The organism is Streptomyces sp. L7 (assembly GCF_050990935.1).
Taxonomy (GTDB): domain Bacteria; phylum Actinomycetota; class Actinomycetes; order Actinomycetales; family Microbacteriaceae; genus Leifsonia.
The window spans coordinates 3,037,167-3,049,234 of sequence record NZ_CP194644.1 but is presented as its reverse complement, the minus strand read 5'-3'; the positions used below and the strand labels follow the sequence as shown (position 1 = coordinate 3,049,234).

Below are 12,068 nucleotides of genomic sequence, written 5' to 3'. Positions count from 1 at the left end.
GCTACTGTTTTGCGGCATCGGTCAACTGGTCCACGATCGCGCGGGCGGCCGCCAGGTCGTCCGCGTTGATGGTCTGCTGCACGAGCTGCTTGTCGTACTGCGGGAGGCTCTTCACTTTCACGTCCGACTCCTCGTAGACGTGCGAGAGCACGATGGGCCCGAGGTTCTGCTGCACGCCCTGATAGATCGCGACCTTGCCCGCGGGCGAGGGCCCGACGAAGAAGCGGGACTGGGTCCACTGGTACCCGAAGAGCACCGCGAGCACGATCGCGACGACGAGCACCGCCAGGCCGATCATCCAGGTGAGCCGGCGGCGCCGCGCGCGGCGCTCGTCTTCCTCGATCAGCTCGTCCAGGTAGTCGTCCGACTGCGGCTCGAAGTGCGTGGGGCCGGTGGCGGGCCGCACCGGGTGGAGGCGGAGGGTCGGGAGGCGCGTGGCGCGCGTCGTCGGCTTGGGCTCGCCGAAGTGGAGCGGCGAGGCCGCCGAGCCGACCGTGATCGGCTCCTTCACGACGTCGCCGCGGGCGACGTCCGCGATATCGACGATCACCGCGGTGACGTTGTCGGGCGCGCCCGCGTCGAGGCTCTGCTTGAGGAGCTTGTCCGCGACCTGCTTGGGGGCGTCGCGGGTGGCGAGCGCCGCGAGGAGGTCGTCGTGCTTCACGACGCCGCTGAGGCCGTCGGAGCAGATCAGCCAGCGGTCTCCGGGCCTGGTCGCGAGGATGAGGGTGTCGATCTCGGGGGAGGCGTCGACATCGCCGAGCACGCGCATCAGCACGGAGCGGCGGGGGTGGACCATCGCCTCCTCCTCCGTGATGCGGCCGCTGTCGACCAGCCGCTGCACGAAGGTGTGGTCGACGGAGACCTGGCTGAGCTCGCCGTCGCGGAAGAGGTAGATGCGGGAGTCGCCGATGTGGGCGATGGCCATCTCGTCGCCGACCCGCATCAGCGCGCTGACGGTGGTGCCCATCCCGGTGAGCTCGGGATGCTCGAAGACGGTCTCGGCGAGCAGCGAGTTGGCGGCGATCAGCGCGGACTGGAGGGCGAACTCCGCTTCGGGCGCCGTCTCGTACTCGCCGTCGGCCTCCTTGATGCGGTTGACCGCGATCGCGCTGGCGACATCGCCTCCCGCGTGGCCGCCCATGCCGTCGGCCACGACGAACAGCTCATGACCCGCGTAGCCGGAGTCCTGGTTGTTCGAGCGGATCTTCCCGACGTGGAGACGGCCGCTGCCCGATTGCCTGCCACGGGTTACCGTCGCAGCTCGAACGTGGTCGTCCCGATCTTGATCGGGGTGTCGAGCGGGACCTGGGTCGGGACGGTGACGCGGCGGCCGTCGAGGAATGTGCCGTTGGTCGAGTCCAGATCCTGGATCATCCACTCGTCGTTCCACAGGAGCAGGCGGGCGTGGTGGGTGGAGGTGTAGTCGTCGCGGATGACCAGCCCGGACTCGCTGGACCGGCCGATGGTGATGGGGTCGCGGCCGAGCGTCAGCTCCGTGCCGGCGCGCGGCCCGGAGGTGAGGACCAGGCGGTGAGCCGTCTGGACGCTGGCGTTCGTGCCGCCGACGGCGGTGTTGGCGCCGGCCGGCAGGTTGGAGACGGGCGCATGCTTCATGACCGGCTCGGTCGGTCCTGCTGGGGCGGGGACGGGCGCGGGAGCCGCGGCGGGCGTGGCCGCCGGTGTCGGGAACGGCGAGGAGGCCGCCTGCGACTCCGGGAGCTTGCGCACGCGCTGACCGAACAGGTCGGTGCGGAGCGCGTAGACGATGCCGAACACGAACAGCCACAGCAGCAGCAGGAAGCCGAAGCGCAGCACCAGGAGGGTGAGCTCACTCGGGTTCACGATGCGCTCCAGAAGTTGTCGCCCTGCGCGGAGCCGGGAGCGCGCGTCGCTTGCGGGAGCACGCGGAAGACGATGCGGGTGCGGCCGATGGTGACGACGGAATCGGGTTCGAGGATCGCCTTCTTCACCGGCTGTCCGTTCAGCTGCGATCCATTGGTGGAGCCGAGGTCCTCCACCTGGGCGCGGTGGCCGTCCCAGGTGATCAGGACGTGCCGGCGGGAGATACCGGTGTCGTCCACCGTGATGTCGGCGTCCTGTCCGCGGCCGACGACCGTCCGCCCCCCGGTGAGCGGGTAATGCCGGCCGTCGATGTCCAACACCGGCGTCCAGGCGACGTCGCCCTTCACGTTCTCGGAGTCGATCTCGAGCATCCCGACGGTGATGTCGGGGTCCTCCCGGAGGTCGATGGAGAGCCCGCCGGCGAACGCGTAGTGCTGGCTGGTGGCATGCTTCTGGGCGAACGCGATGAGCTCGTCGGTGAGCGCGGCGCCCATCGAGCTCATGCGCGTGTAGTCGGTGGGCGACATCGTCAGGATGAAGCGATTCGGAGCGAGCACCCGGTCCCGCGCGACCACGGCCGCCTTGGTGTCCATCTCCTTGCGGATGGCGCTGGTGAGCTCCACGGGCTGCAGCCCGGAACGGAAGGTTTTCGCGAACGCGCCGTTGACGGCGCGCTCGAGCCCCCGCTCGAAGTTGTCCAGAATGCCCACTAGTCTCCCGCTCCCGGCTTGGCCAGCTACATGCATGTTAGTCGGAACCCCCTGGAAGACACCCCCGCACGGCTGCCTCACAGCTCAAGACCGTTCTCAGGGCGCCGTGCGGATTCGTCCTCGAAGAGGCTGTCGTGTTAGTCTTCCTGGGTTCGCGCGAGTGGCGGAATTGGCAGACGCGCTGGCTTCAGGTGCCAGTGCTCGAAAGGGCGTGGGGGTTCAAGTCCCCCTCGCGCACGAACGAGAGGGTCGGGTCGACGGGAGTCGATCCGGCCCTTTCTTGTTGGTCGGCACACCAGGCCGGAGGCCGAGGGCGGCTACGGTCAGGCGTGGGGGGCTGCGGGAGTCGGTTCCGGCATAGTAGGACCATGACCTCCGAGGCCGCTGCCCACCCCAGGGTCGTCCTCGTCGCCGGGCCGCCCGGCGCCGGGAAGACGACCGGCTCACGGATACTGGCGCGCCATTACGGGTGGGCTTACCTGGATGCCGACACGATGTACCAGCCGATGCTGTCCGCCCTCATCCAAGCGGCCGGGTTCCCCGCCCAGGACCGCTCCCCGCAGACACTGATCCGCGCGGGTCGGAACCCAGGGAACGACGCTTTGGAAGCGGTCATCATCGATAACGTCAGCGCCGGCGTCAGCATTATTGCGACGAACACTTTCCGGTCGCGACTCAGCACACCCGGCTGGCTGGAGGCGTTCCGGGAGCGGGTGGCTGCTCACGGCGGCCGGGTGGTCGTGATCTGGGTGAGCGCGGCGGAACCGACCATCCGGGAGCGCATCCTCGCGCGCCAATCCTGGCGAGACGCGTGGAAGCTCGCCAACTGGGACCGCTGGGTGGTGGCCGCGTTGCGGCCGGCGCCTCGCGGGGTTGACGCCGTCATCACCAACGACGGTGACCGGTCGGCGTTCGAGGAGGCACTCCTCACCGCTTGCGACACTCTGCTCGGCGTGAGTCCCCGGCCACAGCGCACCGTCCTCGGATAACGGGGGCGGCTCGGATAGCGGGGGCGGCTCGGATAGCGGGGGACGGCGCCGACGATGTCGGGAGCGGCCCTTTCTGTTCTCTATGAAATGTCCCTCATCCGGGTGGCAGAACGGCGGGTCGCCGATCACTAGAGTGATCGCGCCGGGCAGCGTCGTAGCTCTCCGTGCTTGGTTTTGCGCGGAGGGGGAACACGTGGGGAAGCTGCGTCTACGGGTGGCGGTCGTCGCGATCGCGGCGGTGATCGCGGGAGTCGTGGGGTTCGGGACGCCGGCAGGGGCTGCGTCGACGGTCACCTGGTCGGGGGTGGCCTCCACCATCGACTGCTCCACCCTCCAGAGCGGCTTCTACCACTCGATGCACCTCACCGCGTCCCTCACCGGGCTGCCGGCCTCGGCGCAGTTCGTTGCCCGGGTCTACGACAGTGGCTCCGCTGTCGTCGGCGCCGACATCCCGGTGGCCACGGACGCTCAGGGCGCGGCCGCCATCGACACCGCGGTCTCCGGCTCGATCGTCTCGGGCGATCAGTACGGCGTGGTGGTCTGGTCGGGCACCACGGATGTCGCCGACACGATTGTGCAGACGACAACGTGCGCGTCGGGTGTGACCGCCACCGGGACTTTGACGGCGGACGCGGTCTGCACGAGCCGGTTCCTCGGGACGGCCAGCGACCTCGAGGACACGGCGTACCGCGTGCACGGCACCCTGACGGGCTTCGTCCCGGGGGAGACCTACACGCTGGGCACCACGCCCACGTCCGGCAGCGCCTCGGCCGTCGCCGACCCGAGCGGCGCGGTCGCCTACGACCTCGTCGTCGGCGGTCCGCTGACGACGGTCGGCGCCGCCATCACCACGACCAGTCAAGCCGGCGCGGTCGGCCACTCGAACTGGGCGCTCGGGGATCCCTGTCCGGCGATGAAGACCTATCCGCTCAGAACGCCGACGAACTCGGACGTCAACGGAGACGGCCTGACCGATATCCTCGCGATCGACTACAGCGGAAACCTCCTCTTCTACCCGAACCTCTTGTCGCAGAACCCCGGCGGTCACCCCTTCATCTATGGGCGGGCGATCGGATCGGGATGGGGTCCGCAATTCGGCCTCCGGATGGAGGTGGCCGCCGACATCACCGGCGACGGCCCCGTGGAGATCGTCGCCGTGCGCACGGACGGAACGCTGGTCGCCTACTACAACAACCTCTACTCGAATGCACCGGGGATGCCGTACACGACGGCGACGGTCATCGGCAGCGGATGGCAGCCGTTCACCCACATCACGATCGGGGACGTGAACCACGACGGCTACGGCGACCTCATCGCGGAGCGGTCGGATCGCACGTACTGGCTCTATCTGAACCATTACGCCACCAACCCGGGCCACCTGCCCTTCACCTCCGGAGTCCGGATCGACGCCCCTGGGCCCGAAAACGCCTACGGGTACGCGGCCGTCGACTTCAACTGGGACGGTTACGCCGACCTCTGGAGCTACGGGGGCTGGCTGAACCCCAACCGCACTCCGGCGGGAAACAGCCAGTTCTTCGGGACCCCCTCTCCGTCACGAAGAACGCGTTGAGCGCCTTGAGTACGCTCACGCCGCAGACCGGCTGGTTGACGGGGCAGGTCACCGGGTCGGTCGTGCCCGGTCTCCTCGTGGTGAACCCCAACGGCGACGGGACTTTGCGGTACTTCGACGATCTGAGCGGGAGCGGGAACGACCCTCCCTGGATCATCGGCGACGGGTGGCAGCGATTCCGTCAGGTCATCCCGTGACGCGCCGTGGTGGATGGCGGCTGCGGGTGGCGGTCGTCGTGATCGCGGCGGTGATCGCGGGAGTCGTCGGGGTGTCGGCGCCCGCGAGTGCCACGGGGATCCAGTCGGCCGACTTGGCGGCGGCGATCGACTGCACCAGCCTGCAGGGCGGCTACTACCAGTCGCTGCACGTGACGGGGACCGTCACCGGCCTCACGGCGGCGGCCCAGTACACCGGCGACGTGCGCACCTCGACTCCCCCGCCAGAGTCGCGTTCGGCGCGGCGATCGTCGCGGATGCCCAGGGGACCGCCACGATCGACACGACGATCGCGGGCTCCTTCATCTCCGGCGGCGTCGACTTCTTCGAGCTCTTCTCCGGAGCGACGCGTGTGTTCGGGAAGACGGTCTCTCTCAACACGTGCGCATCCGGCGTCACCGTGACCGGAAAGCTGAGCGCGGACGCGATCTGCACGACGCGCTACGTCGCCCTCGGCGGCCAGGAGGCGGCCTCCACAAGTCGGATCCACGGGACGCTCAGCGGATTCGTGGCCGACGAGACCTACACCTTCACCGATATGTATGCCCCGTCCTACACCCCGGTCTCGGCGGTGGCGGACGCCAGCGGGTCGGTGCAGCTCGACTTCACGAGCAACGGTCTCGAAAATGCCGGAACCCTCATGGTGAGCACAACGAGCCAGTACCTGACCGTGGGCAGCGCGCAGCTCGTCCAGGCGGACCCGTGTCCTCCGATGTGGACGTCCTGGCCGTCGCGGCCCACCGCCACCGACGTCAACGCGGACGGACTCTCCGACATCGTGGCGATCGACTACACCGGACGGCTGCTCTACTTCCAGAACTCGTCGTGGGTGAGCTCCACGGGCGTCCCGTTCACTTCCTCGCAGACCATCGGTTCGGGCTGGGGGCCGCAGTTCGGCTTCCGTCTGGAGGCGACGGGCGACCTCACGGGCGACCAGTACGCCGAGATCGTCGCGGTCCGGTCCGACGGCGCTCTGGTCGCCTACTACAACAACATGAACTCGAACCCCGGCAGGCTTCCGTACTCGTCGGGGACGGTCATCGGCAGTGGATGGCAGGCCTTCACATCCATCACCTTCGGTGACGTCAACGACGACGGCTTCGCGGACCTGATCGCGCGGAAGTCGGACGGCACCGTGTGGCTGTACCTGAACCGCATCCTCAGCAACCCGGGGCACCTGCCGTTCAGCTCCGGCGTGCCGCTGACGATCCCCGGCCTGGCCGCCACCGACAGCTTCGTGACGGCCGATGTGAACGTGGACGGGTTCGCCGATGTGGTGAGCAACGGAGGCTGGTCGAGTGTGAACCGGACGCCCGCCGGCAGCCCTCAGATGTTCATCGACGATATGGGTCCGCAGAGCGGCGTCCTGAGCAGTCTCAGTGCGTCCGTCGCGCGGGCCGGTTGGGCGGCGGGGTGGTACAACTACTGGACGAACGACACGGGAGTCGTGATCGCCAACCCCAACGGGGACGGCACCCTCCTGTACCTGCAGGGCCTGATGGGCCCGAGTTGGGCCGCGACCACCAGGGTCATCGGCGACGGCTGGCAGAACATCCGGACGGTGCTCTCGTAAGGCGCACCCGCACGATCCGGTACCCGACCCCCACGACCAGCACCACGACGCCCGCGACGATCGAGACCACCGGCAGCGTCACCACCAGCACGAGGCAGCCCACCGCTCCCGCCACGGCCAGCGCCCGCGGATATCGGCGGTTCGCCCGGTCCTGCGTCCACGCCGACAGGTTCGCGACGAAGTAATAGAGGAGCACGCCGAACGACGAGAAGCCGATCGCGCCGCGGAGGTCGGTGACCGCGATGAGCACGCACACCACGAGGCCGAGCGCCAGCTCCGCGCGGTAGGGCACATGGAAGCGCGGGTGCACGGCGGCGAACCAGCCCGGGAGGTCCCGGTTGCGTGCCATCGCGAGGCTCGTGCGGCCGATCCCGGCGATCATCGCGAGCAGGGCCCCGAGGGCTGCGGCGGCCGCGCCGATCCGGATGACGATGCCCGGCCAGTCCGCTCCCGTCGTGTCGGCGACGGCGCCCAGCGGGGCCGGGGCCGACGCGAGTCCTGCGGGGCCGAGCGCATGAAGGGCGGAGACGGCGACCAGCGCGTAGACGACGAGCGTGATCGTGAGGGCGGTCGTGATCGCGCGCGGGATGGTGCGGGCGGGGTTCACGACCTCCTCGCCCATCGTCGCGATCCGGGCGTAGCCGGCGAACGCGAAGAAGAGGAAGCCGGCCGACTGGAGGACGCCGTAGACCGTCGGCGGCGTGCCGGGGGCCGACGCGCTCGCCGCGGTGTGCGTGAAGCCGATGACGACGGCCACCGTGAGGGCGAGCAGGGCGACCGCGACCAGGATGCGGGTGAGGAGCGCCGTCCGCGTGATCCCGAGCGTGTTGACGAGCGTCAGAATCACGACGGCGAGGATGGCGACGGGCTTCACCCAGGCGGCAGGTACCGCGTAAGTGGCGAACGTGATCGCCATCGCCGCCGAGCTGGCGGTCTTGCCGACCACGAACGACCACCCGGCGACGAAGCCGGGCCACTCGCCCAGCCGCTCGCGCCCGTAGACGTATGTCCCGCCCGAGGTCGGGTACTGGGCCGCGAGCTGCGCGGAAGAGGTCGCGTTGCAGAACGCGATGAAGCCGGCGACGACCAGACCGACCAGAAGACCTGCTCCGGCGGCCGCGGCGGCGGGCGAGAACGATGCGAAGATCCCGGCGCCGATCATGGAGCCGAGTCCGATCGTCACGGCGTCGCCGAGGTTCAAGCGGCGGGCCAGCGCGCCCGAGGTGGGGGAGGCGGGAGCGGTCACGGGTTGCAGCTTAGTCGTCGCGTGTTAATCGTAATTAGACAGTCCAGACTGCGCAGTCGTGACTGAACAGTTAGGCTGGCGAGGTGTCCGATCCCTCCGCCTCCTCCATCCGCGCCGCGCTCGACCTGCGCGTAGCCTTCGCGCGGCTCCGCCGCCGTTTGCGCGAGGTGGCGACAGAGTCCGCGGGGCTCAGCGCTCAGCAGTCGTCCGCTCTCGCGCGCATCGGCAAGGGCGAGGGCAGCACGGCCTCCCGGCTGGCCGAGCTGGAGGGCGTGCGGCCGCAGTCGATGGCGACCACGATCGCGTCGCTCGAGGAGCTCGGCCTCGTCGTCCGCGCACCCGACCCCACGGACGGCCGACGGCAGCTCGTCTCCCTGACCGACGCCGGGCGGGCTGCCGAGAGCGGCAACCTGGACGCCCGACGCGAGTGGCTGGCGCACGCGATGGAGGAGCGGCTGACGGAGGAGGAACGCCAGACGGTGCTCGCGGCGACGCTCCTGATCGAGAAGCTGGTGCGGCCGTGATCGACGTGATCGCCGCCAAGCCCGGTCCCGCCGACCGGTTCGACCGGCGGCTGCTCGCGCCGATGATGATCGGGGCGGTCCTCAACCCGGTCAACTCGTCGATCATCGCGGTCGCGCTGGTCCCCATCGCGACGGCGCTCGGCGCTCCGGCCTCCGAGACCGCGTGGCTGGTGTCGTCCCTCTACCTGGCGACCTCCATCGGCCAGCCGCTCGTCGGGCGGTTGGTCGACATGTTCGGGCCGCGGCGGCTGTCCGTCGCCGGCGCCATCCTGACCGGGATCGCGGGTGTCATCGGCGTGTTCGCGCCGAACATCGCGGTGCTCGTGATCGCGCGCGTCATCCTCGGCTTCGGCACCTGCGCGGGCTACCCGGCGGCCATGTACCTGATCCGCAGCGAGGCGACCCGGACCGGGATGCGGAGCCCGGCCGGCGTTCTGACCGCACTGTCGGTGACGACCCAGACCATCGCGGTCATCGGGCCGACGCTCGGCGGCCTCCTCATCCAGGTGGGCGGCTGGCGCGCGACCTTCGCGGTCAACATCCCGCTGGCGATCGCGTCGCTCGTGCTCAGCCTGCTCTTCCTCCCGAAGCGGACCGCGCTGGATGCAGCCCGCCCGCCCCGCGGCCGCCTCGACTACCTCGGTGTCGCGCTCTTCGCCGCCACCCTGGTGAGCCTCCTGCTCTTCCTCATGAACATCCACATCGCCCAGCTCTGGCTGCTCGGTCTCGCAGCGGTGTCCGGCGCGGCCTTCGCCCTGTGGGAGCTGCGCCGCTCCGACCCGTTCATCGACGTGCGCGTGTTCGCGGGCAACGTCCCGCTGCTGGTCACGTACGCGCGCAGCGTGCTCGCGGCGACGGTCTCGTACTGCTACCTCTACGGGTTCACGCAGTGGCTGGAGGGCGGCCGCGGTCTGTCGCCGGCCGCTGCGGGCCTCATCCTGCTGCCGACCTTCGGCATCGGGATCCTGGTCGCGTCGCTGTTCGGACGGAGGCCGGAGATCCGCTGGAAGCTCATCGTCGGCGCTGCCGGCCAGATCGTGATGGCGGTGCTGCTGCTCCTGGTGGGAGCGGAGGCCGCGCTCTGGTTCCTGGTGCTCATCGCGATCGTCACCGGTGTCCCGCAGGGGCTGGTGAACCTCGCCATCCAGAACACGCTCTACCATCAGGCCGACCCGACCCGGATGGGAGCGACGTCAGGGCTGCTGCGCACCTTCATGTACCTGGGCGCGATGCTCGCCTCGGCGGCGACCGGAGCCTTCTTCCATACGACTGCCGACACGTCCGGCCTGCACGACCTGGCCTGGTTCATGCTCGGCGCGAGTGCGCTGTTCCTGGTGATCACGCTCGTGGACCGCTCACTGCGCCGGGTGGACCGGCTCGCGACCGGCGCCGCGGAGGTGTGATCGCGCCGTAGAATCCTCACGTGTCCGAGGACGTCCCGGTGCTGAGCGAACAGCTCTTCGACGTGTTCGCGAGCGGGAGCTGGATCTTCCTGCCCGCCGGGCCCGCGCGCGGCGTCGCGACCGAGCTGGAGGCCGAGATCCTCGACGAGCAGTTCTCCTGGTGCGAGAACCCGCACCTCGGCGAAGGCTCCGGGCTCCTCGTCCTCACCTCCGCCATGAACGGCTGGATGCTGCTGCACGGCGCCACCGAGACGGTCGGCTGGGCCGCCGGCCTCCTCAGCGAGCAGCGGGACCTCTACCGGGCGACGATCGACGTGCGACTCCCGGCGATGAGCTGGAGCTTCCTGGAGCGCGGAGCCCCGACCCGCTCGGTCTCGGTGGAGCTGGGCGACGACGGCGACCTCGTGACCCGCACCTCCGGCCACCCGCTCCCGTTCGAGTCGGACGGGGTGGATCTCCCCGGCACGGGCACCGAGTACGACGCTTTCTTCTACCCGGTCGCCATCCTGGGCGAGCACGGCGTCACGCTGCACGACCTGGAGGTCGCCCTCGACCGGCCGAGCGTCACTCTGCGGGTGCGTTGACCCGGTAGCGCAGCATCACGGTCCCGGACCGGAAGGCGTGCTCCTCCTGCAACTCGAGGTGGAGCATGAGATCCGTCGGCAGTGCGGCCGTGCCCCCGCCGACGGACACCGGGACGAGGTAGAGCACGACCTCCTCGACCAGTCCGGCGCGGAAGGCCTCCGCAGCGAGCGTCGGGCCGCCGATCGACACGTCGCCGGGCGCAGCCTCCACCAGCGCCCGGACCGCGCCCGGATCGAACACCGGCTCGACCGTCGTGCGCGGCGTGGAGACGCCGGTGAGCGACGACGAATACACGATCTTGTCGGCGTCGCGCCAGATCTCCGCGTACTCGCGGATCACCTCCGGCGCGTCGCCGCCGCCCATGTCCTGCCAGACGCGCATGGTCTCGAACATGCGGCGACCGTAGAGGTATGTTCCGATGCCGCGCTCGCGGGCGTTGACGGCGGCGTGCACCTCCTCGTCGGGGGCAGCCCAGTCGAACGAGCCGGAGGTGTCGACGGTGTAGCCGTCGAGGGACGCGAGAGCCGAGAAGACGAGGGACATGCGGCGACTCTAGGCCCGCGCGGTCACGAGGGGGAAGGACTCAGTGCGGGAGGAGCACGGCCAGCGCCCGCAGCTCGTTCCCGAAGACCAGCGGCACGACCACGTCGAGCGCGAATCCGATCACGAGAACAAGCGACGCGGCGCCGGCCGCGAGGATGACCAGCGCGGAGAGCAGCCTGAGGTAGGCGTTGTCCGCCACGCCCGCGAGCGTTCCCCGTGCTCGCACCAGTCCCCCTGGTGGTGGCGGTGCTCCAGCGTGGTCATCGTCTCCCCTCCTCGGCCGGCCCCTCGTCCGGCCGATGCGTGGCCGTCCGCTGGGCGGACCGGTCACGGCATCAAGTCAAGCGGGGAGGGCGTGCCGGGCATCGGCCGATGGTCGGGAGGGGGTCATCCCGTGGGATGATCTGCGGCCACCGTGCAGCCGTACCCGGTGTCGGGCGCCTGCGGCACGTCGCCGGTCGCCGAGGCGAGGCGCCGGGCGAGCTGCTCGCGGCGGGCCTCCAGGACAGCGATCGCGGCCTCCACCTCGGCGAGGCCGTCGAGGTACGCCGTGACGGAGGCCGGGCACTCATCGCTGCGGGCGTGGCCCGAGCCGAGGCAGGCGATGAAGGGCGCGGCCTTCCCGGGCGGGATCCCGGTGGCGGCGAGCTCACGGATCTCCCGGACCGCCCGCAACTGGACGTCGTCGTAGTCGCGGTAGCCGTTCGGCAGCCGCTGCGGCGCGACGAGTCCGAGGCGCTCGTAGTAGCGCACGGCCTTCACTGTCACGCCGGCCCGGCCGGCCAGCTCGCCGATCTGCATGTCCCACCTCGCGGAGCCTGGATGATTCGCTCCGCCGTCAGCGTAAACCCTGACCCCTGGGTCA

Annotated in this window: 16 protein-coding genes and 1 tRNA gene; 8 read left to right on the top strand and 9 right to left on the bottom strand. The window is 70.0% G+C overall.

Annotated features, from left to right (window positions below; translation table 11 throughout):
- Window position 1 precedes the first annotated feature (1 nt).
- Genes ACR5MH_RS15315 through ACR5MH_RS15305 form a run of 3 tightly spaced genes read right to left on the bottom strand, consistent with a single transcriptional unit; the run spans window position 2 to window position 2,555 of the window.
- Complete coding sequence (locus tag ACR5MH_RS15315) at window positions 2-1,207, bottom strand: PP2C family protein-serine/threonine phosphatase (protein ID WP_433862659.1); 1,206 nt, start codon at window positions 1,205-1,207, stop codon at window positions 2-4.
- Window positions 1,208-1,251: 44 nt separating this feature from the next.
- On the bottom strand, window positions 1,252-1,845 hold the full coding sequence (locus ACR5MH_RS15310; protein ID WP_431347982.1) for an FHA domain-containing protein FhaB/FipA: 594 nt from the start codon (window positions 1,843-1,845) through the stop codon (window positions 1,252-1,254).
- On the bottom strand, window positions 1,842-2,555 hold the full coding sequence (locus ACR5MH_RS15305) for an FhaA domain-containing protein (protein ID WP_433861919.1): 714 nt from the start codon (window positions 2,553-2,555) through the stop codon (window positions 1,842-1,844). Before ACR5MH_RS15305 ends, ACR5MH_RS15310 begins: the two co-directional genes overlap by 4 nt.
- A gap of 154 nt (window positions 2,556-2,709) precedes the next feature.
- On the opposite strand from ACR5MH_RS15305, the gene ACR5MH_RS15300 reads away from it, so the two are divergent.
- The 4 genes from ACR5MH_RS15300 to ACR5MH_RS15285 all read left to right on the top strand — a co-directional run bounded on the left by ACR5MH_RS15300 (window position 2,710) and on the right by ACR5MH_RS15285 (window position 5,311).
- A tRNA-Leu gene (locus ACR5MH_RS15300) sits at window positions 2,710-2,792 on the top strand.
- Window positions 2,793-2,923: 131 nt separating this feature from the next.
- Window positions 2,924-3,544 carry an AAA family ATPase gene (locus tag ACR5MH_RS15295; protein WP_431347981.1) on the top strand — a complete coding sequence of 207 codons (621 nt, stop codon included), beginning with the start codon at window positions 2,924-2,926 and terminating at the stop codon, window positions 3,542-3,544.
- 193 nt (window positions 3,545-3,737) lie between these two features.
- Window positions 3,738-5,114 (top strand): FG-GAP repeat domain-containing protein, encoded by a 1,377-nt coding sequence (locus tag ACR5MH_RS15290; protein WP_433861918.1) that lies wholly within the window; start codon window positions 3,738-3,740, stop codon window positions 5,112-5,114.
- Window positions 5,111-5,311 (top strand): hypothetical protein, encoded by a 201-nt coding sequence (locus tag ACR5MH_RS15285; RefSeq protein ID WP_431347978.1) that lies wholly within the window; start codon window positions 5,111-5,113, stop codon window positions 5,309-5,311. Before ACR5MH_RS15290 ends, ACR5MH_RS15285 begins: the two co-directional genes overlap by 4 nt.
- Here ACR5MH_RS15285 and ACR5MH_RS15280 read toward each other — a convergent pair.
- Together ACR5MH_RS15280 and ACR5MH_RS15275 are read right to left on the bottom strand one after the other, a co-directional pair.
- The gene (locus ACR5MH_RS15280; protein WP_431347977.1) at window positions 5,301-5,447 is read right to left on the bottom strand and encodes a hypothetical protein; all 147 of its coding nucleotides are present in this window, start codon (window positions 5,445-5,447) and stop codon (window positions 5,301-5,303) included. The genes ACR5MH_RS15285 and ACR5MH_RS15280 overlap by 11 nt on opposite strands.
- 56 nt (window positions 5,448-5,503) lie before the next feature.
- Window positions 5,504-5,710 carry a hypothetical protein gene (locus tag ACR5MH_RS15275; protein ID WP_431347976.1) on the bottom strand — a complete coding sequence of 69 codons (207 nt, stop codon included), beginning with the start codon at window positions 5,708-5,710 and terminating at the stop codon, window positions 5,504-5,506.
- A gap of 19 nt (window positions 5,711-5,729) precedes the next feature.
- Between ACR5MH_RS15275 and ACR5MH_RS15270 the strand changes: the two genes are divergently transcribed.
- Window positions 5,730-6,902 (top strand): FG-GAP repeat domain-containing protein, encoded by a 1,173-nt coding sequence (locus ACR5MH_RS15270; protein ID WP_431347975.1) that lies wholly within the window; start codon window positions 5,730-5,732, stop codon window positions 6,900-6,902.
- Here the strand turns inward: ACR5MH_RS15270 and ACR5MH_RS15265 are convergent.
- Window positions 6,859-8,148, bottom strand: coding sequence for an APC family permease (locus tag ACR5MH_RS15265; protein WP_431347974.1), 1,290 nt, complete (start codon window positions 8,146-8,148; stop codon window positions 6,859-6,861). The genes ACR5MH_RS15270 and ACR5MH_RS15265 overlap by 44 nt on opposite strands.
- Window positions 8,149-8,231: 83 nt before the next feature.
- On the opposite strand from ACR5MH_RS15265, the gene ACR5MH_RS15260 reads away from it, so the two are divergent.
- From ACR5MH_RS15260 to ACR5MH_RS15250, 3 genes are all read left to right on the top strand, one after another.
- Window positions 8,232-8,672, top strand: coding sequence for a MarR family winged helix-turn-helix transcriptional regulator (locus ACR5MH_RS15260; RefSeq protein ID WP_431347973.1), 441 nt, complete (start codon window positions 8,232-8,234; stop codon window positions 8,670-8,672).
- A 62-nt stretch (window positions 8,673-8,734) separates the two neighbouring features.
- Entirely contained in the window at window positions 8,735-10,075 is a 1,341-nt protein-coding gene (locus ACR5MH_RS15255; RefSeq protein ID WP_433862658.1) for an MFS transporter, read from the top strand.
- A 20-nt stretch (window positions 10,076-10,095) separates the two neighbouring features.
- Complete coding sequence (locus ACR5MH_RS15250; RefSeq protein ID WP_431347971.1) at window positions 10,096-10,659, top strand: hypothetical protein; 564 nt, start codon at window positions 10,096-10,098, stop codon at window positions 10,657-10,659.
- Here the strand turns inward: ACR5MH_RS15250 and ACR5MH_RS15245 are convergent.
- From ACR5MH_RS15245 to ACR5MH_RS15235, 3 genes are all read right to left on the bottom strand, one after another.
- Complete coding sequence (locus ACR5MH_RS15245) at window positions 10,640-11,203, bottom strand: dihydrofolate reductase family protein (RefSeq protein WP_431347970.1); 564 nt, start codon at window positions 11,201-11,203, stop codon at window positions 10,640-10,642. The genes ACR5MH_RS15250 and ACR5MH_RS15245 overlap by 20 nt on opposite strands.
- A gap of 40 nt (window positions 11,204-11,243) precedes the next feature.
- The gene (locus ACR5MH_RS15240; RefSeq protein ID WP_433861917.1) at window positions 11,244-11,402 is read right to left on the bottom strand and encodes a hypothetical protein; all 159 of its coding nucleotides are present in this window, start codon (window positions 11,400-11,402) and stop codon (window positions 11,244-11,246) included.
- A 188-nt stretch (window positions 11,403-11,590) separates the two neighbouring features.
- Window positions 11,591-12,004, bottom strand: coding sequence for a MerR family DNA-binding transcriptional regulator (locus tag ACR5MH_RS15235; protein WP_431347968.1), 414 nt, complete (start codon window positions 12,002-12,004; stop codon window positions 11,591-11,593).
- Window positions 12,005-12,068: the final 64 nt, after the last annotated feature.